Origin of the sequence: Ruminococcus callidus ATCC 27760, from assembly GCF_000468015.1 — a bacterium.
Taxonomy (GTDB): Bacteria; Bacillota; Clostridia; order Oscillospirales; family Ruminococcaceae; genus Ruminococcus_C; species Ruminococcus_C callidus.
In genome coordinates this window covers 18,904-37,515 of record NZ_KI260355.1, presented here as the reverse complement: position 1 = coordinate 37,515, position 18,612 = coordinate 18,904, and the positions used below count along the sequence as shown (strand labels likewise).

Here is an 18,612-nt window from a genome sequence, read left to right as displayed (position 1 = left end):
ATATGAAAAACAGAACAATCCCATTTGGCTACATGATGCGGAACGGAGAAATTCAGCCAAAGCCAACGGAAAGTAAAGCCGTGCAGAATATATTTCAGGCTTACTTGAACGGCAGTTCCCTGCTTGCCATTGCAAATTGGATGAGTAGTCAAGGCATTCCTTACAATGGCATCGATTTTGTGTGGAACAAAAACATGATAAAGCGGATTCTGGAAAATGAAAAGTATCTGGGCAGAAACGGCTATCCTGCAATCATTGATGAAGATATGTTTTGCAGAGCAAATATGCGGAAGAAAATTAAATCGACTACAGTCGTCGAGATTTCTGAGGAGCTTCAGGCAATCCGCAGTCTTACATATTGTGCGGAATGCGGTCATCGGATTTCAAGAATCGGCGGCAATACGCACTCTGAAAAATGGGACTGCCGCAATCCGGAATGCTCACGATTCAGCCACAGAATTACAGATCAGATGCTGATTGGAATAATCGTCGCTGTTCTGAATACAGTGATTGCAAATCCCAATTTGCTTGATGCTGATGCAGAAATCAGCAGATATACGCCGAGTATTGAGATAACCCGTCAGCAGAATGAAATCAGCCGCTTGATGGAAACTCCTGATGTTGATTTTGAAAGTGCGAAAGAAGAAATATGCAAGCTTGCAGAACTGAAATATGACTGCTGTACCTACAGCAATAAACCGCAGAAAACAACGCAGTTGCGAGAAGTTCTTGCAAGTCATGAACAACTGAATACGCTTGACATTGGCTTACTGCAATCCTGTATTTCACGGATTCTGGTAAGCCATTTTTGCACCGTTGAAATCGAATTTATCAATGGCGTTGTCATCAAAAATATCATAGAAAGGAAGATGCAAAATGACCACAGCGCCCAATGTCAGGGTAATTCCTGCAAAGCCGCAAACTACGGAAAACAGGGATAAATACCATCAGCTTAGAGTGGCGGCATACTGTCGTGTATCGACGGAACAGGAGGAGCAGCAAAACAGCTACCAGGTTCAGATCGCATATTATACGGATTTGATCAATCGCAAAAAGGAATGGACACTGGCTGGCATATTTGCCGACGAAGGAATTTCCGGCACTCAAGCAAAGAAAAGACCGGAATTTTTGAAAATGATACGGCTGTGTAAAAAGCAGAAAATTGACATTGTGATTACCAAGTCAATATCAAGATTCGCCCGAAACACTGTGGATTGCTTGGAGTATGTGCGGCAATTAAAAGACCTTGGAATCGGCGTCATCTTCGAGAAGGAAAACACATCAACAGCAAAAGTGCCGTAAATTCGCAGTTTACGGCACTTTTAGTTTGATATTGATGTTTAACTGGTGTTTGAATTTATGAAACAATAATAAACAAAATATCACATAAGTCAATATAGGGTATCTCTGCTGAAAATTTATAAATTTCTGAACCATTAGTTACCGCCATGTTTCTTTCATTTTGGTGCCACTTTGATATTCGTAATGATTGCTCTGTCTATGACTGGTTTTTTAAATTCATCTTGTTCCATAATTCCAAGTATATCAAAGGAAACCGAAGCATGAGGTCTTCTGAAACGAGCAATTGAAGCCCCTATTGTTCCTAAATAATACTCCTGATTATCTGACTTGATATATTTTATTATTTTAGGCATATAAATAATAAGAGGTATCTCTTTGTCGTAATATTTAAAAATTGTTTTCACACCAACATTATGTTCTCCCATGCTTTTTCCGTGACAAACCTTTGCATTATCGATATGCAAAGAAACATTAACTTTAGCAATACCATGACAAAGCCTAAAATATGCTTCTTCCAATGAATGATAACAATCATTTTTTTCTAAAGATTGCTTAAGTAACAAAGCTTCAATGCCTGTGCTTAATTTGCTTGAATGATATTTATTGCAATATGCAGGGTTTATTTTTACAAGTGCATCATAAATTTTATGGAACACAACCTGATTGGGATAATAATTATAATTTGCAAATACAGAAATACCGTTTTGATAAAAATATTCCAAAATAGCCGCTGCACAACCAGCACTTCTGCTCTGACCGTATTCGCACTGGCATATGATATTCATACCAATATCGTATGCACGGTAGATGAAGGCGGCAATATCAGGTGCTTCGGGGAAATAAGTATCGTATGTATATCCCTTGCGTCTCAGTACATCAAGGTCAAGGTCGTCCAGTTCGCTGTAAAAAACTGTATTGCAGACACCGCTGTAATCAACGTGGGAGTAGTCCTCGTCGATACGCTTTATCGCCGGATCGTAAAAGCTGATAACAGCAGTATTCTTCGGAAAGTTACCGGCTGCAATAATGAATTCGATGGCTTCTCTTGAATAAACAGATACGTTCATCAATACCTCCGATCATAAATCAAAACGCCAATTCTTCTTATTCTTTTTGATAAAAATTTCAGAAATCCTCATATTCCTGATATTCCTCACAGAATTTATTAAATTCCTCATCAAACTCATCAATTTTGATTTCTAAATCACTTGTTCCTGCATGATGCGGCAATGGAATGTAAAGAACGCCTTCGCTGTAGAAGCCGCCTCTGAATATACAAATATCGTATGTTGATATGGTGTATAGCAATGCTTTTGTGAATAAAATACAAGTCTGGCGTTCCCGTTCCTCTAAAGGTGTTTCATATAGTAATAGGTTCAGGATATCATTCAGATTGTTTATTAGCTGAATATCTTTACGATCCACATCAAAAAGTCCGATGTATCTTTTGAAGTATTTCCAAACATTTTTATAATACGTTTTGAAGCTGTCGAGTTCAAAGTCATCAATTAGATATTTGCCGTTTTCTAAGAGAGTGTTACGTATTTCGGTTCGTCCATGATCAGACGGAAACTGTGCATGGATATATGCCTTAGAAATTACTGCAAAATCTCCCCAGAATGAACGGATGACCAGCCGGCTACGCATTCCGCAGTTAGCTTCCTTCTTAGAAGAAGTCATCATGAAACGCTTACCCGACTCATAGAACCAATTGAAAAGCAAAATCAGCTCATTCTGAATCGCTTTCTTACGTGCAAGCTCCTGAATATCGTCTACCAACAGAACATCTGCCTGCATATACTTTTCACGAAACTGCTCCGCTGTACCGTCGTTTTGAAGAGTATTCACCAGCGAAGTTCGCATTTCTGCTGCTGTGGTGAGGATCACCGTCAACTTAGGCTCATTCTGCTCAATCATGTTTTTGACTGCATAGAGCAGATGCGTTTTGCCGGTTGCTGTACCGCCGAATAACGCTAAAGGCTTGGAATCAGCGTTCTCAGCAAATTTCTTTGCGGCATCAAAGGCTTTGCTGTTGAATTTGGTGACTTCAAAACCATCAAAAGTATACTGTCTGCCTCGTTTGATATACTGCATATTTTGACCCCCGATCAATTATCTTTTATTGTATATGCAGGATAAGCTGAATGGTACGGATATATCTCATTGCCCTTTATCGTATAAGCAGGATAAACTGAATGGTACTCATATATATCATTACCTTTTACCGTATAGGCAGGATAAGCCGAATGGTACGGATAAATATTCATAATAGACCACCTATAAAAACAGCTATATCATGATACCCATGCAAATCGCCTGTGATAAAAATCATATAATCAGCTCCTAATTAAACTTCATTATTTGATTGTAATACTTTGAAATCAAGTCGGCAGTTCAATGGAATTATTTCGGTTTCTCCATATTTGTTTTTAGCAATATTGCATTCTATAATGGGATCAAAATGATAGTAATGATAGTAAAATGGTTCACCGCATTTCGGATAAGAATTCCGATAAAGGAGCATCTCAATATCTACAAGTTGTTCAAGACCGATCCAGTTTCTAAAATCCTGCATAGACGGGCGTTGATCTGTACGATAGTCTATATTTCTGGGAAGTTGACATAAGAAGAGAACCGGAATTTTTCGTTCCTGTGAAAGATCATGCAGTTCTCTTCCAATATCAAAGAGCCAAGCAAGCCGTTTTTTGTGTTCGGATTCAGATTTTATCAACTGCAAGTAATCTATAATGACTAAATCTACATTTCCCAGATTTTGCAGTTTTTCTTTCATCTGTGATACTGTAAGATAATCATTAAGACAATTATCAATAATACGTATGGATGATTTACCTTGTATGTTATAATTGACATATAATTGTTTTTCATACATTTCAAGCGAAAAGTAAACAACATTCTTGTTGTAATGCTCTGCTTCATAAATTGCAATATTCATTGCAAGAGTTGTTTTTCCCACACCCGGACGTGCAGCCAATGCAATGAGAGCAGGTCTGTTCAGATGTGATGTGATTTTTTCTAAGTTTTCTATATGCATATATTTGGTTCTATTCATATGGCGTACACGCATCAATATTTCTCCAAGCCAATTCTTGCCCTCTTTTTCTCTGCATTTTTCACAGGTGCATCTTCCCCAGCGATTTTCATGCCAGTTATTGATCTCCTCCAGATAAGTGTCACCCGTAGACTCTAACATTTCAGCCAACTCCGGTACGGAAAACTTTGCACGAAGAATATCAAACATGATATCATAGGATATTTCGTCCCAGTTTGACGGAAGATTAGGCTCTTTCTTGCCCATTCGTTCGGCTTCGACAGGACTTTTCTGGAGTGTATATTTGATTCTGTCCGCATCCGAAGAACATTTCTGTGCCTGAAATGCTGCCTCTGCATTGGGATACACAAGTCCCTTGTAAGTGAACGGATACTGATAAAAGTTGGAGAGAAAGCGATGTGTATCTTTGAGAAAGCGATATGTATCTCTGAAAGTTGTGATCTGATTCATTGTAATTACTCCTTATAATAATGACTTCTTGTATTGAGAAACCGTTCTTTTCAAATAATCATTCTTCTATTTGCTTGTAATGCGGCATAAGCTGCGTTATGAGGTGAACCGCCGTAGCCGTGGATGTTTAATATTCCCATAAAATTTAATTTCTTAGAGCTTGATTTATTTTTCACTTTTTCCTTTGTAGTTGCAATACTCGCTAATTACACATTTCTCACACCGAGGACTTGCACAACAAATATTCTTTTCACCTTCCGCACAATAAGACCATAAAATAACGTCAATGTACCTTTCGTGTTCAGATGTTGCAACTGCAAAATCATGAATAACCTCATAACACTCTTGAATAGATGCCATTTTTCGGCTTGAAAATCCAAGTCTCTCGCTGCCAAGTATGCGTTGAATATGTCTATCCGGTTTAGGAAGATCAATACCTACACTCGGTAAGTATTCAGAAATAAGCGTGGCGCTCATTTCTTTTAAATTATTATCTAACGTCTTAACTAAGTCATACTTAGTCATTGAATGATAATAGGCATCAATGCTTCCATGTTCCTGCTGCATTTGCCGCAAATATGATATGTTATGCTTTAAGGCATACATTTGAAACTTGATTCTCATGTTACCACATCGAATGCTTTTGACTGACTTTATCAATTGTTCCGGATCGGCATTCATTAGTTTGTCTGCATCATAATTCATGAATATATTCTCAAGTTGACTTAAATGCTGTTTGATTGGTTCATAAGGTCGGTTAGCAGTTAACATTGCAAGTATCATGCATGCAACGTGTTCTGAGATGGAACGAATCTTGCCGTTATCAGAATCTGCCATTGTTTTGTCAATGCCTTTTTTGGTTTGAGGATTATTATGCTGTAATTCAAGAGCCTTTATAATTTTAACATATTCTTTCATTAGAATTTCTCCTTAAAATAATCAAATTCAATGCCAGCCTGAAACCGAACTTCCGCCGACATAAAGTTTTTATTACAGTTTTCACAGCCAAATTATTTTTATCATTGTAATTCAGAAACATTGAACCCTGACCTAAACCAATAAAGAAAGATAATAACGGACAACGATAACCTTGAACACGAACAAAGTCATATTCATAAGGAAGCGTGAGAACTGTAAACGGAATAAGTCTTAGATATTTATCTCGAATTCGACAGTGCTGTTAACCAGATCAAGCACTGTCTGAGCCTTTGCAAGCGTATCGGAAAGTTCGGCATAATACTTGCTGACTTCTTCGATGTCGTAATTAGCATATTTATAGTCGATGATATTGCCACCGCCGGAATAACCTGAGCTGACACGCACTTTCGGCATTGCATCTCTCATTTTAGAGAGGGTCGTACATTTCGCATTAAGCTGAGGAAGATATACAAGCATCTCGTCGATCGTAATATTAAAATCCGGAATAATCGTTGTTGTGTTGAACACGTTTATTGCGTGTTTTACTTTGCGGATCTTACACTCAACCTCTGCCTGAGCATCACGCATTTCCTTGAAATTGTACTCAGGACGTACAGATTCGACATCCTCCTGAATTGCGGCTACAAAGCTGCAGGAGTTTGCCTCTTTGAGCTGTAATGCTCTCAGTTCATCGTTGAACTGACGCAGCAATTTTGCTGCCTGTGCGGATGTTACTAACATAAGCATTTTCTCCTTAATAGATAGCATAATTTGACTGAAAATGTTTTTACCTCAACGCTCCCCACTTCTCATGTGCAGAGCATCCGCCGTTTGCCTGTCTTGTTTGCTGCCACGCACCTGACTTCTGATTCATGCACTTGCCTGTTGTCATTGGACTGCTGACCTCAAGTCTTGAGCCAAAATGATCGCAGATTTTCCGTTCGCCAGACCAGCAGGAACAGGTGGCACAATATTTTGAATCGCAAGTGTACTGATACATAAGCATACCTCCTCACTCTTTCTCTTTATGTTTCCATTATAGCACACAAAAATCTCAATTCCGAAGATTCGGGTGAAAATCCGAAAATTCTCCCTTTTGCACAAAAGAATGATGTCGTAAATGTGCAACACGACCAACGGACGGTATCAGCTGAACGTTCCCTTCCGTTTGTAATTCTATTATATCACGGTCGATGTACCAAAAAAGGGATACTTATGTTTCATATTTTTCAAGAGCGTTTCGCAGTGTTTCAGCAATCTGTTTGCGTAAACTTGCAGGCGATAAGACCTCAACAGCATCAGCAAACTGCACCGCCCAGTGAAGCATAGCAGATTCGCTTGCATAAACGTGTACTTTCATCATATCATCAGGCAACTCTTCTATATTGAGTTCAGTGCCGAAGCTGTCTGCAACATCGTTCATCATATATTGCTTACACTGGAACGTAATATGTGTGGGAACTCCACTCCAAAGATTGGGATGTGATTTGATATACTCCGATAGTCTGATACCTGTTTCAAAGCCTTTCAGCATACGAAGTGATCTGGAAAGCACATCTGTTTTACGGCAGTCCTTGATACGATCAATACGAAAATGTGTCAGATCATGGTATTCCGGCAGGTTGCAGATTAAATAAGAATGTCCGTTTTTTGATATGATCTGATAGGGATTGACGGTATACTGCTTTTCTTTCCCATTACTGTCACGCCTGATATTCGATTCACCATCAATACCACAGTCGGAATAATGAAATGTGACCTGTGTTCCCTCAGCAATGGCACTGCCGATTTCTTCAAGTGTCAGTATGATTTCCCTGTTTTCAATCCTGCCGTATATATCCATATCGATCTTGGATATTTCAGAATGAAAATACTTGCTCGACAGTCCCTCAATACGGCGGATCAAACTGATACGATCTTTTTTCGACAGACCGTCCGTCAGCAGGACACTATCTATCAGCAGACGAAGTTCGCCGTTTAGGAACTTGTGATCGTAATATATATTTGTCAATATTGATTCATCGCTGTTGCTGCCATATTCGATTGGATATTTGCATTGCACAAGTTTGATAATATTGCGGCTGATAGTTTTGCGGTCTACTTTCATTCCATATTCCGATTCCAATAATTCTTGTAAATCGTGCTGGGATAACCTGTGATCTTTATCAGAATGTTTCTTTAAAATATGCAAGATGTCAAGTATAATCATCTTCTTCGGCTGCATATCGATCATAAGCAATTCACCTCAAATTCGTTGGTTCTATGTCTGTATTATACATCAAATTGATAAAATTTGCAAGTGAAACCCTATATATCGTTTATCTTATATATTAATTTTAATAAAATATGCATCTTGTGTATTGCTTTGATAATAAATTTATAACTCTCCTACACACCATTGCTATTATCCCAAACCTGATTTATAATGTACCTACCAAATTCAAGGAGGTACAATTCAAATGAAAATCAATCTGCAAAACAGAACACGCAGGGAACTTGCCGACCATATCGGAGAAATCCTTGGAACAATTCCACGTTATCTGGGAGTCCCAACCTGTAACTATCAGATTGGCGACTGCATTCTGGAACGTGACGGAACGCTGACGATTTCCGATAATATTGATGCTATGACACTTCTCAATCATCTGAAAGAGCGTGGTTGGGAGAGCGGAGAAACAGACACAGATCGTTTTACAATCTCTGTTCCGAGAAATACACTTTCGGACGAGAAACTGACAATGCTTGAGAAAATCATTGCAGGCAAAGCAAGTCTGCTGAAAAAAGCAATCGGAACAGATACGCTTACAGTCAAAACCAGTGTGGAGAAAATCAGCTTTCCATGGTTTCCTTATACGCAGGATTCTGATGAAATCAGAGCCTATACAGAACTTGTCACCAAGCTGTGTGAAATGACAAACAGACAGAAAAGAGTGGGAACAGTTAAGGGAACCGACAATGAAAAATACACCTTTCGCTGTTTTTTACTACGGCTTGGTATGATCGGTACTGAATATAAAATTACCCGTAAGATTCTTTTGCGAAATCTTACGGGTAATTCTGCGTTTAGACATATAGACTAATAGAATAAAAAACGCTTTTAATTCAGTTTAAACAGCTTGACTGCCTCTGAACGCACCAGCTTGCCGTCAATGCGTTCCGAAGCAGCTAAACCAAGACAGCTTTCCTGTGCGTAAAGCTCGTTTAGAGGGCGTACAGCAAGGGGTTGACGCTCAATAAGCCAATAATAAGAAAGGTCTCCGAAGACAATTGTGCTGTCGTTAATGTAGTTGCTGATGACAACAGTATGGCTGAAAATCGTATCGTCCGTGCTTCTCCAGAGAAAATTTCCGGCACTGTCTTTCAGCATACGAAGTGTCATAGCAGTTTCGTCATTCATCACCCATACCGCATTTTTGCGATACTGCTTGTCCAGACTGAAGAACAATTCAATAACTGCATCTGCTGTGAGTGTACTTGCTGTAACACCAATTTCAGCAGAATGGAGCAATCCCTTTGGTTTAGTCTGCCCGATACCATTCAGGCATATATTTTCTTCCGCTCTACCGAAACAGTGACCGATTTCCCTGTAAACATAGCCTGCAAGGTCAAAACGTGTATCATCAACGAAGCTGCATGGAATCTTTCCTAACATTGCCAGTTTGTGTGAACGGCAGCGGAGACATGGATAACGCATTTCATGCGGAGAGGGATAAGACTGGTTCTCATCAATGATTTCAGGTTCCGGCATAACATCCATACATACCACAGTTCCTTCTTCAATTTCCGTGTGAATCACTGTTCCGAAACGGCGGAACAAATTTTCATGAGCAAGATGTTCTGTATAATCTCCCTTGAAACTATACGGTAATGGATAGCTGTTGTTTTTCAGCTTTGCAAGTTTGAGATTGTAATCGTCAACATCACCGAGTTGATTGGTTCTCAGGCGATTTTCAAATGCAACTCTGTAATAATCTTTTATCAGTAACATAGCGTGATTTCTCCTTTTGTTATTTTCAGTTTACTTTTAGACAATTTCGGTTCATAACAGGGTTAATACCATGTTTGAATATGTGTTTTTGTTTGTACTGCTGCCAGACGGTCAGCAGATGAATCGTTTTTAGCGATTTTTATGCCCCCTCGGGGTGGCTTAGGAATGCTGCAACCATGCTTTTCGCAGAAGTCTATCGCTTCTTTTCTGGTAGCAAAGAAACAGGTTGAGAACCTCTGTATAACGCACCAATTCATCGGAGAATCGGTCTTTTTCTTTAATATCAGTACAGGTTCTCCTTTCAATGTTTCCATGATAATGTGACAGTCATAGGCAGCATTAGATAAATCGGACGGTTTTAATAACATACTGCACCTCCTTTTCTCTTTGGTGGATATTCGGATGATAAACTGCTCATTTTAACCACACCCTTTCATACCTGCACTAATTACACCTTACCTACATCAAACCTACACCACACTTTTCTGCTATTCTGCGTGGTTTCAGTGTTTTTGGTGTAGTTGGTGTAGTTTTTCCTGAAATCTCTTTTCCTAAAATAAACCTTGTACTTTGTACCTATGTCAGATACAAGGTTCAAAGTTTTTTTCAGAATCTAAGAAGTTGCCAGAACCTACACCAATTACACCAAAGAGCAGAATTGTGGCTAAAATACGAGATTTTACAAGGTGTAGTTATGGTGTAAGTTGGGTGTAGTTGGTGTAGGCTTTCACCACAGAATTTCATCAAACCCATAGATTCTGCAATACTGCTGTTTGGTATCTACAGAAAGTGTATAGTTTCGGTATATGATTCCTGCCTTGGAACGGACAGTCAGATTTGAATAAGACGTATTTAAATACTCGGAAATGATGTTTCTGAACTCCTTTGCTGATTTGGCATAGCCACTGTTGTTATCCTGACACCACGCCTTGTAGACATCATAAATTTTACCAACTGTGGCTTTATCAGAAATCTTGTTTCTCTGCACCATGCACTCATTCCAGAAACTGACGACTGTATTATTATCACTCATATACTGCTCCCTTGCAACGGTTACAGACTTTGGCTCGAAAAAACGGTAACCATTACGAATAACGTTTTGAATTGCCAGAACTGCTTTGCGGACAATTCCCTCACGCTCTGCATACAGTTTATCCAGGAGTTGCTTGTCCTGTTTTTCAGGAGGTATTACATTTTTGCATTCCACCACCATAATTCTGTCATATACCCATTTACCATCATCACCGCCGAACTTCGGCAGACGATTCATACAGAACCATAGCAAACCATCATAGGTAAATTCAAATGCCTGCTGCCCCTTGAATTCTGCAAACAGACTGTCACCGCCAGTTATTTTCTTGAATGTTTTCAGTTCATCTACAGAGAGAAAACTCATATCGGAACTGCCTGCAAGTCTTGTTCCATAAATCGCACCCGTACCAAAACGGGCTTCGATTTCTTTGAGGTCAATACCGATAAAGTTCCCTTTGCCAATCAGACGCTCCGTTAAAGATTTCAGAACGGATTTACCTGTATCACCTGCACCAACAAGGAACAGAGATTTCTTCATTCTGTAACCCTTGATATTGGAGAGAACCACGCCCATAAATTCCAGTAAAAGCTGCTGTACATCACGATCGCCGTTTGTCAGCGTATGAAGATAGCGGTCGAAATTCGGTGTGGGGATCAACTCCTCTGTATAGTTGCAGGGAATCTGAATGGTTGTTAGAACATCGGGGGTATATGGAATCAAATGAACATCTGTGGCAGTCACAACAAGCAACCCATTCTGAAAATTGATGATGTCCTCACGGGCATTCAATGCGGATTCAGATATATAGTCGAGGTCTGTTGTCAGAATTGCGTATGTTTCATGTACTGCCCCCATACTGACAACATCTTCATCGTATTTTGCAATGATATTTTTTATCACGGCTTTGAACATATCGGGAGCGTAATACACATAAACGCCTTGCTCATAGACATATACACGCACACCTTCTTTGCCATTGTCACGGACGAGAATATATTTCACTCTTGTTTTTACTGCCTTTGCAAGCTTTGTCGCAGAGATACGAGGAATCCCCTTTTCGCTATAGGATATCCAATCAGGATGTGGCATGACACTCTTATGAAATTGTTCTCCACAAGCTTCTATTGCTCTTTGTATCGTCATTTCACGATAATCAGCTCTGTCCCATTTCTGACGATACAGAGCAGACTGACGGAATAGCGTATCAATCATTTCAGGATGATTTCCTGCACGAAAAGCAAGCATCGTGCAGAGAGCAAGGTCAGCTTCTGACTGACTGCCGTAATCGCTGAAATCTCCTTTATCAAATAGCTTGATAAACTTTGCACCATTCTTCTGTTTACGGAGGTTGCAGATGATATCAAAAGTTTCCCTGTCACCATCACGCTTGGCACTGTAATTTCTCGGTTGACTTCTTCGCATATCTTTATCAAGTGTTGTCAGTACAGCTTCGGTGCAATCACAAAGTGGGACATCATGCACAACATTGCCTGTAAATGTTGCAAAGCGGTTTGTCAGACCACCGAAATACAATTCAATCCCATTGTTCGGATTTTTCATATAGAATTGTCTGTCAAGTTTCTGTTTGCCGTCTTTATCTTGTGCCATAGGCAGCCTTGTCATATCAGCAATACCATAGATATGTAATCCATTTCCGCTCGGAGAAATCTCTGCATAGGAACTGAAGCGTTTCAGCATCATCTGTACGAATGGATTTGTCAGTTCCTGATGGTCGACATCAAGGAAGAAATACCCCTCCGGAATCACAAAGCCAATGCCATCAGCTTTCATGTGTTGCTTTGCCAATATGGCTTCATCATATGTTACCCATGTTTTTTGATACTCGCTGTTTGTACCTGTCGCACCGCCTCCGGCTGCAACAGGTTTTTTTGTTTTCTTTCCCTTAACTTCAATATAATTCCAGCAAAGCCAGATCTTCATTTGTTTCAACTTGAGCAAAATACACCCCTCCTTTCATCTTGAACAATATGATTAATTCCAAAAATCGTTCTCTTCCTGCTTTGCCACATTCGCCTCTAATGCCTGCAATTCCTCACACAGCTTATCATAATTGATAAGTGCTTTTTTACCAATGAAAATTGCCGGTAATTTTCCTGCTTTCAGCATTATTCGGAGAGCGTGTTCAGACATCAGCCCTGTTCCGGCAATTTCACGGATAGTCATCATTGTCGGTTGTTTCTGCATTTCTTTCATTGTAAAATTCCTCCGTTTCATCTTGACAAGTTTCGTTTCATCTGATATAATAATTATATCACAAGCAAAACAGAATGTCAATGAAAGCGAAATCAATTTAGAGAAGTTCAAGTAAATCGAAAATCAAAGGAGAAAATCATATGGCTGAACAAGTAACCGGATATGAGGGAACGTTCCCAACGATATTGAGAGAATTGCTCGAATGCCATCCAAAAACAGGCGAGAAAACCACACTCAAGGCTTTAGGCGAATATGTCGGCATCCGTCAGCAAACCATCAGTCTGTATAAAAATGGAACAACACAGCCGACACCGGAGAACCTGATCCGAATTGCAGAGTATTTTCATGTATCTGTTGACTATCTGCTCACAGGTATCAGCTCGGAAAATAAGGCTCTGCATGAGGAATTGGGCTTATCAGAGAGTGCAATCACGCTCATGAAATATGCAAAAAATACAGAGGGCTTTGAAAGTACCGCACCACTGATCAAACTTTTGGATTCACTGCTTAGTGACAAGGATTTCTACGCATTTTTGGAGGAACTGGAGTTCAAATCCACACAGGTCAGAAATGTGTTAAATGGGAAATTCGATAAAAGTAAAGTGGGCAATTTTAATATAGAAGGATATTTCATCTGGGATTTGCAGAAGTTTGTGGAAGAATTTATTCTGAAACAGTTGCAGAAGCGTGGCTTACAAATTGAGGACAGTACTGTTTCCGAAGAATAATCTGCACAAATTTCTCAGTGATATTTCTACCGGATAATCCACAATATTACTTGACTTTCAGCCGATTCAGAGCGAATATAGAGTAAGGCAACATCTGAAAGGAGGCTACAAAATGCCAAGTATTAAGAAACGAGGAAAATCTTTTCGTATCATGGTGTCAAGGGGCTATGATATGGCGGGGAAACAGATACGCAAGACCACCACATTTACACCGCCTGACGGAGTAACTGAGGGTAAGGCAGAAAAACTGGCGAGAGCATATGCCTATGAATTTGAGCAGCGATGCAGGGGCATGACGAATCTTGATGAAAATATTCGCTTTCATGAGTTATTTGACTGGTACTACGATCAGATTGCACCTCATAAGCTGAAAGAATATACACTGGAATCCAGCCGTTATATTCTCGAAACTTATGTGCTGCCATACATCGGAAACATGAAGCTGAAAGACATCAACACAGCAAGAATTGACGCACTGTTCAATGAACTGCATCGCCACGGCAGTAAGCGTGAAATGTACATTTTAAAGGATACTTCTTTGCTTGCTCACGGCTATCGCAGACCGCTTTCCCGAAAATCTGGAGTAAATATGAATACGCTGCGGGATATGGCGAATGGTAAGGCTGTGATGCGTTCTACAGCAGAAAAAGTTTCAAAGGCTTGTGGCAAGACGCTGAAACAGACATTCACACTTGCGGAAAGTAGTGGCGGTTTGGAGGACGGCACAATTGCAAGGGTACGCACTGCACTTTCTCCGATTTTTTCAACGGCTGTCAAGAAAGAATTGTTGCTGAAAAATCCAGTTATGAATGCCACCACACCAAAGGACACAGATACAAAGGAACGAGCGTATCTGAATGCAGAACAATGCAAAGAACTTCTGACTATCATCAATGAATTCAGTAATCCACAGCTTACAAGGCTTATCAGAGTGCTGCTGTTCACAGGAATGCGAGTAGGTGAAATCACAGGACTGCACTGGGCAGATGTGGATTTTGAAAATTCCACGCTGACAGTCAAATATAGTCTTTATCGTAGCAAAGGGCAGTACAAGCTTGGTACTCCGAAAACGAAAAGCAGTGCAAGAGTAATTTCACTACCGCCACAGGTTATGGAAACACTGGCAGAGCAGATGGAATGGCAGGAGCATAGAAAGCAGGATATCGGAAATCGATGGATTGACAGGGGTACGGTTTTCACAGGCGAGTACGGAGAGTACATGAATTCCACTTATGTAAATACAACATTTAAAGAACTGCTGAAAAAACATGATTTTCCTAATATTCATATTCATGACCTTCGTCATGCAAACGCTTCACTCCTTATCAATATGGGAGTTCCGGTTAAGGTGATTTCGGAACATTTAGGACATTGTGATACTCGCACAACGGAAAATATCTACGCTCATATTTTTGCAGAAACAAGAGCGAAAGCTTCCGATGCCATTAGTCAGGCACTTGGAACAGTCAATTGAATATATGAACAAACGCCATGCTGATTCGGACACAGAAATCCGTTCAGCATGGCGTTTATTTGGTGTTTGAACCCACAAAATGAGGGGATACGATATGCAGCGATACACATTTTTGGACATACGAATTTGGCGTAAACTCGGCACTTTTCAACGATACAATACGTTATGATAGCGATGGGGTGGTGTTTGAAAAGGAAAACATCAACACAATGACCATGACAAGTGAATTTATGATTGCTCTGTACGGCTCATTTGCTCAGGCGGAGAGTGAGTCCATCAGTAAGAATGTCAGCTGGGGCAAGCAAAAAGCTTATGCAGAAGGCAAGGTGGCGTTTCAATATTCCAAGCTTCTGGGATATCAGAAAGGTGCAGATGGCAAGCCGGAAATTGTTCCTGATGAAGCGGAAACAGTCCATTTGATATACGAATTATTTCTGGACGGATTGAGCTTCACAAGGATAAAGAATGCTCTTGAATCTAAAGGGAAACTGACTGCCATGGGCAATCAGATCTGGAGCGAATCCAACATCAAAAGCATTCTGAAAAATGAAAAATATGTGGGCGATGTGCTTCTGCAAAAAACATTTACTGCTGACTGCATTACCAAAAAGGTTGTGAAAAATAACGGTGAACGTCCCATGTATCTGGTGACAAAACATCATGCGCCAATCATTGATAGGGACACGTTCAACCGTGTTCAACAAGAACTTGCAAGGCGTTCCAGTAAGCGTAAAATCAGCGATAAAACGACTACCGAGCAAGGAAAATATTCCAGTAAATACGCGCTTTCCGAACTTTTGATATGTGGCAATTGCGGCACGCCATATCGTCGGTGTACATGGACGGCTGGCGGTAAAAAGCAGATTGTCTGGCGATGTATCAGCCGTCTGGATCATGGGAAAAAGTATTGTTCCGAATCGCCGACCATTCATGAGGACAAGTTGCATAGAGCGATTCTGAAAGCAGTGAACGAATATCTCGGCTGTGGAGATGAGATTGCTAAAATTTTGAAAGCAAATATCGGCTCGGTTCTAGAGTGCAAAAACCAACAGGAAATTTTGAATCTGGAACAGCGGCTGAAGGATTTAGATAAAGCCCGAAACGACTTGATATCGCTGATTACTGGCGGCGGATGTGATGAGAATAAGCTGGACTGCGAGTTTGAAAAAATTCATGCAGAGGAACAAGAGATAAATGAAAAGCTTTCGGAACTCCGAAAGAATGCAGAGATTTCAACGGATACGCAGAATAAAATCGATTCTGCCATGGAAATGCTGGCACATGAAAACTTTCAGGTTGAAGTGTTTGACAATGTGATTGTCCGCAAGCTGATTGATTGCGTGAAAGTGCTGTCGAAAGAGAAATTACTGATCGTTTTCAAGGGCGGCGTGGAAGTAAAAGCACAGATGGAAAAATAACGAAATATCAAGAAAAACGGCTTGCATTGCAGGTCGTTTTTTCATGGGAGATGAGAATTTGTCAGGAAATTTTGACGGGATTAAAACGCAAAAATTTGGCGTGGAAATTGAGTGTACCGGATTGACGAGAAACGCAGCCGCAAGGGCAATCGGCAGAGTATTTGACAGCGTGCCGGAGCACTTTGGCGGCAGTTACGATAAGTATCATATTTGTGATAGCAAGGACAGAAAATGGGCAGTTGTTTATGATTCCAGCATTCGGCGTGTGGACAAAAACGGCGGTAATGCGTCAAGAGAGTATGCCGTGGAAATCGTCACACCGGTGCTGGAATATAGCGATATTCCACTGTTGCAGGAAATTGTCCGGGCGGTCAGAAGCGCTGACGGTGTGACCGGAGCACAGTACAATTGCGGTATTCACATTCATGTAGACGGTGCACCTTATACGGCGCAGAGTTTGCGAAACTTGGTGAACATTTTTGCCAGCAAGGAAAACTTCTTGTTTGATATGCTTCAGGTATCGCCTATGAGAGAAACTTACTGCCAGAAGGTGGACAGAGATTTTCTGGAAATGCTGAACAAAGAGAAACCTAAAACTATCGAAGCAATCCAGAAATTGTGGTATAGAGGCGATATGGATGAGGTGCATCATCATTACAGTTCCACTCGCTATAAAGCTTGTAATTTACATAGTTTTTTTGCTAATGGGCATTGGAAGATGAGAGCCTGCAATAGTTCATTGCACGCCGGAGTTATTAGATCTTATGTGACTCTTGCGCTTGCCATTTCCAATGCTGCGCTGACGAAAAAATTCTGTTCGCCGCACATTTCAGAGAGCGATAATCTGAGGTACAGTGCAAGGGTTTGGCTGATTAATCTTGGACTGAACGGTGAGGAATTCCGCAATTGCCGCAAGCACCTGATTTCGCATCTGGACGGATGTATTTCATGGCGGCATCCCGAAGATGCAATTGCTCAGCGAGAACGGCTGAAAGAAGAGCGTATCGCAGCTCATGAGCATCCTGTAAGCGAAGTTCTGGAGCAATGTGAGAGTTTACCCGATGAAGTGGAGCAAGCCGCTGTGGACGATTTTGAGGAAGATTACGAGCAAGAAGAATTTGAGGAAAGTATGGACTTTTCCATATCAATGTAAAGGAGCTTTTTATGGCGAAAAAATTATATGCAGCTTACGGCAGCAACATCAATTTGGAACAAATGGCATATAGGTGCCCGCATTCAACAGTTGCAGGAACAGCCATGCTAAAGGGCTATGAGTTGCAGTTCAGGCATCATGCCACGATTGAACCGAATGAGGAAAGTGAAGTTCCTGTGCTTTTATGGGAGCTTGATTCGCAGGATGAAAAATTTTTAGATCGTTACGAAGGCGAGCCGAAGTATTATCGCAAGGAGAATATTTCTCTTGAACTTAACGGAGAAACTGTTGAAGCGATGGTTTACATCATGAACGGAGATACGCCGCTTGAAGCTCCCACAGAGCAGTACTACGGCATAATAAAGCAAGGCTACAAGGAAAACGGACTGGACACAAGATATCTGGAAACTGCGTTTGAAGAAGCGGTTCTAGCGGAAAATATGGAGTTTGAATCTAAATTCGGAATGGAGATATTTTGATGCTGTATCATGGATTTTATGTAAAAATTACGCCCTTGAAAAATATTCAGAGGGAGAGAAAAGACGGGAGTATCAGTGATTGCAACGGATTTCAGATTGAAATTTTCTCCAACCAATCGGAAGAAGTGACCGTGGATGTGTTTACTGCTGCGGTAGGATTTGAGATACTGAAAAATTCTGTTTGCGATGCAGAACAGTTTGCGATGGATGTCATTGAGTCGGAGGAAAAGGAATATTTGAGGTTAATCGATGAATATATATTAGAAAATAGTTGAAATTGACCATTTAACGTAAAAAAATGACCATTTAGTGCAAAATGGTTGATTTTTCTGATTTTTTATGGTACATTGAGTATATAAAAAGTCTGATTCATACCAATTTTGAC

At 40.4% G+C, this 18,612-nt stretch carries 18 protein-coding genes and 1 pseudogene; 9 read left to right on the top strand and 10 right to left on the bottom strand.

Features of this window, described 5'->3' with window-relative positions; translation table 11 throughout:
• Positions 1-2 precede the first annotated feature (2 nt).
• Positions 3-941 carry a recombinase family protein gene (locus RUMCAL_RS14435; protein WP_021681526.1) on the top strand — a complete coding sequence of 313 codons (939 nt, stop codon included), beginning with the start codon at positions 3-5 and terminating at the stop codon, positions 939-941.
• Positions 877-1,293: pseudogene (locus RUMCAL_RS05060) on the top strand (recombinase family protein); the annotation flags it as partial. The gene RUMCAL_RS14435 and the pseudogene RUMCAL_RS05060, both read left to right, overlap by 65 nt.
• 164 nt (positions 1,294-1,457) lie before the next feature.
• On the opposite strand, the gene RUMCAL_RS16210 reads toward RUMCAL_RS05060, so the two are convergent.
• The 6 genes from RUMCAL_RS16210 to RUMCAL_RS05030 form a co-directional block, all read right to left on the bottom strand.
• On the bottom strand, positions 1,458-2,369 hold the full coding sequence (locus tag RUMCAL_RS16210; protein WP_021681524.1) for a hypothetical protein: 912 nt from the start codon (positions 2,367-2,369) through the stop codon (positions 1,458-1,460).
• Positions 2,370-2,427: 58 nt separating this feature from the next.
• The gene (locus RUMCAL_RS05050) at positions 2,428-3,396 is read right to left on the bottom strand and encodes a DnaA ATPase domain-containing protein (protein WP_021681523.1); all 969 of its coding nucleotides are present in this window, start codon (positions 3,394-3,396) and stop codon (positions 2,428-2,430) included.
• Between the two features lie 253 nt (positions 3,397-3,649).
• The gene (locus tag RUMCAL_RS05045) at positions 3,650-4,822 is read right to left on the bottom strand and encodes a DnaB-like helicase C-terminal domain-containing protein (RefSeq protein WP_021681522.1); all 1,173 of its coding nucleotides are present in this window, start codon (positions 4,820-4,822) and stop codon (positions 3,650-3,652) included.
• Positions 4,823-4,987: 165 nt separating this feature from the next.
• Entirely contained in the window at positions 4,988-5,740 is a 753-nt protein-coding gene (locus RUMCAL_RS05040) for a hypothetical protein (protein ID WP_021681521.1), read from the bottom strand.
• A gap of 231 nt (positions 5,741-5,971) precedes the next feature.
• Positions 5,972-6,481: a hypothetical protein gene (locus tag RUMCAL_RS05035; RefSeq protein ID WP_040647091.1), complete on the bottom strand. Its 510-nt coding sequence runs from the start codon at positions 6,479-6,481 to the stop codon at positions 5,972-5,974.
• Between the two features lie 472 nt (positions 6,482-6,953).
• Positions 6,954-7,973 carry a helix-turn-helix transcriptional regulator gene (locus RUMCAL_RS05030; RefSeq protein ID WP_021681518.1) on the bottom strand — a complete coding sequence of 340 codons (1,020 nt, stop codon included), beginning with the start codon at positions 7,971-7,973 and terminating at the stop codon, positions 6,954-6,956.
• 226 nt (positions 7,974-8,199) lie between these two features.
• Between RUMCAL_RS05030 and RUMCAL_RS05025 the strand changes: the two genes are divergently transcribed.
• Positions 8,200-8,820, top strand: coding sequence for a hypothetical protein (locus tag RUMCAL_RS05025; RefSeq protein WP_021681517.1), 621 nt, complete (start codon positions 8,200-8,202; stop codon positions 8,818-8,820).
• Between the two features lie 17 nt (positions 8,821-8,837).
• On the opposite strand, the gene RUMCAL_RS14430 is transcribed toward RUMCAL_RS05025, so the two are convergent.
• The 4 genes from RUMCAL_RS14430 to RUMCAL_RS05005 form a co-directional block, all read right to left on the bottom strand.
• The gene (locus RUMCAL_RS14430; RefSeq protein WP_021681516.1) at positions 8,838-9,728 is read right to left on the bottom strand and encodes a phage major capsid protein; all 891 of its coding nucleotides are present in this window, start codon (positions 9,726-9,728) and stop codon (positions 8,838-8,840) included.
• A gap of 62 nt (positions 9,729-9,790) precedes the next feature.
• Positions 9,791-10,096, bottom strand: coding sequence for a hypothetical protein (locus RUMCAL_RS05015; RefSeq protein WP_021681515.1), 306 nt, complete (start codon positions 10,094-10,096; stop codon positions 9,791-9,793).
• 359 nt (positions 10,097-10,455) lie between these two features.
• Positions 10,456-12,720, bottom strand: a complete 2,265-nt coding sequence (locus RUMCAL_RS05010; RefSeq protein ID WP_084194346.1) for a phage/plasmid primase, P4 family — start codon at positions 12,718-12,720, stop codon at positions 10,456-10,458.
• Positions 12,721-12,753: 33 nt separating this feature from the next.
• Positions 12,754-12,975, bottom strand: coding sequence for a hypothetical protein (locus RUMCAL_RS05005; protein WP_040647089.1), 222 nt, complete (start codon positions 12,973-12,975; stop codon positions 12,754-12,756).
• A 140-nt stretch (positions 12,976-13,115) separates the two neighbouring features.
• Between RUMCAL_RS05005 and RUMCAL_RS14425 the strand changes: the two genes are divergently transcribed.
• The 6 genes from RUMCAL_RS14425 to RUMCAL_RS04975 all read left to right on the top strand — a co-directional run bounded on the left by RUMCAL_RS14425 (position 13,116) and on the right by RUMCAL_RS04975 (position 18,502).
• Positions 13,116-13,703: a helix-turn-helix domain-containing protein gene (locus tag RUMCAL_RS14425; protein ID WP_021681512.1), complete on the top strand. Its 588-nt coding sequence runs from the start codon at positions 13,116-13,118 to the stop codon at positions 13,701-13,703.
• Positions 13,704-13,815: 112 nt separating this feature from the next.
• Entirely contained in the window at positions 13,816-15,177 is a 1,362-nt protein-coding gene (locus tag RUMCAL_RS14420; protein WP_021681511.1) for a tyrosine-type recombinase/integrase, read from the top strand.
• Between the two features lie 179 nt (positions 15,178-15,356).
• Complete coding sequence (locus RUMCAL_RS04990; protein WP_021681510.1) at positions 15,357-16,595, top strand: recombinase family protein; 1,239 nt, start codon at positions 15,357-15,359, stop codon at positions 16,593-16,595.
• 43 nt (positions 16,596-16,638) lie between these two features.
• Positions 16,639-17,748: an amidoligase family protein gene (locus RUMCAL_RS04985; protein WP_021681509.1), complete on the top strand. Its 1,110-nt coding sequence runs from the start codon at positions 16,639-16,641 to the stop codon at positions 17,746-17,748.
• 11 nt (positions 17,749-17,759) lie between these two features.
• Complete coding sequence (locus tag RUMCAL_RS04980) at positions 17,760-18,227, top strand: gamma-glutamylcyclotransferase family protein (RefSeq protein WP_021681508.1); 468 nt, start codon at positions 17,760-17,762, stop codon at positions 18,225-18,227.
• Positions 18,227-18,502, top strand: a complete 276-nt coding sequence (locus tag RUMCAL_RS04975; protein ID WP_021681507.1) for a hypothetical protein — start codon at positions 18,227-18,229, stop codon at positions 18,500-18,502. Before RUMCAL_RS04980 ends, RUMCAL_RS04975 begins: the two co-directional genes overlap by 1 nt.
• Positions 18,503-18,612 lie beyond the last annotated feature (110 nt).

What these genes read in the sequence shown, in the direction of transcription:
- RUMCAL_RS14435 (WP_021681526.1), top strand. Translation starts at nt 3, where the DNA reads ATGAAAAACAGAACAATCCCATTTGGCTACATGATGCGGAACGGAGAA.
- RUMCAL_RS16210 (WP_021681524.1), bottom strand. Translation starts at nt 2,369, where the DNA reads ATGAACGTATCTGTTTATTCAAGAGAAGCCATCGAATTCATTATTGCA.
- RUMCAL_RS05050 (WP_021681523.1), bottom strand. Translation starts at nt 3,396, where the DNA reads ATGCAGTATATCAAACGAGGCAGACAGTATACTTTTGATGGTTTTGAA.
- RUMCAL_RS05045 (WP_021681522.1), bottom strand. Translation starts at nt 4,822, where the DNA reads ATGAATCAGATCACAACTTTCAGAGATACATATCGCTTTCTCAAAGAT.
- RUMCAL_RS05040 (WP_021681521.1), bottom strand. Translation starts at nt 5,740, where the DNA reads ATGAAAGAATATGTTAAAATTATAAAGGCTCTTGAATTACAGCATAAT.
- RUMCAL_RS05035 (WP_040647091.1), bottom strand. Translation starts at nt 6,481, where the DNA reads ATGTTAGTAACATCCGCACAGGCAGCAAAATTGCTGCGTCAGTTCAAC.
- RUMCAL_RS05030 (WP_021681518.1), bottom strand. Translation starts at nt 7,973, where the DNA reads ATGATCGATATGCAGCCGAAGAAGATGATTATACTTGACATCTTGCAT.
- RUMCAL_RS05025 (WP_021681517.1), top strand. Translation starts at nt 8,200, where the DNA reads ATGAAAATCAATCTGCAAAACAGAACACGCAGGGAACTTGCCGACCAT.
- RUMCAL_RS14430 (WP_021681516.1), bottom strand. Translation starts at nt 9,728, where the DNA reads ATGTTACTGATAAAAGATTATTACAGAGTTGCATTTGAAAATCGCCTG.
- RUMCAL_RS05015 (WP_021681515.1), bottom strand. Translation starts at nt 10,096, where the DNA reads ATGTTATTAAAACCGTCCGATTTATCTAATGCTGCCTATGACTGTCAC.
- RUMCAL_RS05005 (WP_040647089.1), bottom strand. Translation starts at nt 12,975, where the DNA reads ATGAAAGAAATGCAGAAACAACCGACAATGATGACTATCCGTGAAATT.
- RUMCAL_RS14425 (WP_021681512.1), top strand. Translation starts at nt 13,116, where the DNA reads ATGGCTGAACAAGTAACCGGATATGAGGGAACGTTCCCAACGATATTG.
- RUMCAL_RS14420 (WP_021681511.1), top strand. Translation starts at nt 13,816, where the DNA reads ATGCCAAGTATTAAGAAACGAGGAAAATCTTTTCGTATCATGGTGTCA.
- RUMCAL_RS04985 (WP_021681509.1), top strand. Translation starts at nt 16,639, where the DNA reads ATGGGAGATGAGAATTTGTCAGGAAATTTTGACGGGATTAAAACGCAA.
- RUMCAL_RS04980 (WP_021681508.1), top strand. Translation starts at nt 17,760, where the DNA reads ATGGCGAAAAAATTATATGCAGCTTACGGCAGCAACATCAATTTGGAA.
- RUMCAL_RS04975 (WP_021681507.1), top strand. Translation starts at nt 18,227, where the DNA reads ATGCTGTATCATGGATTTTATGTAAAAATTACGCCCTTGAAAAATATT.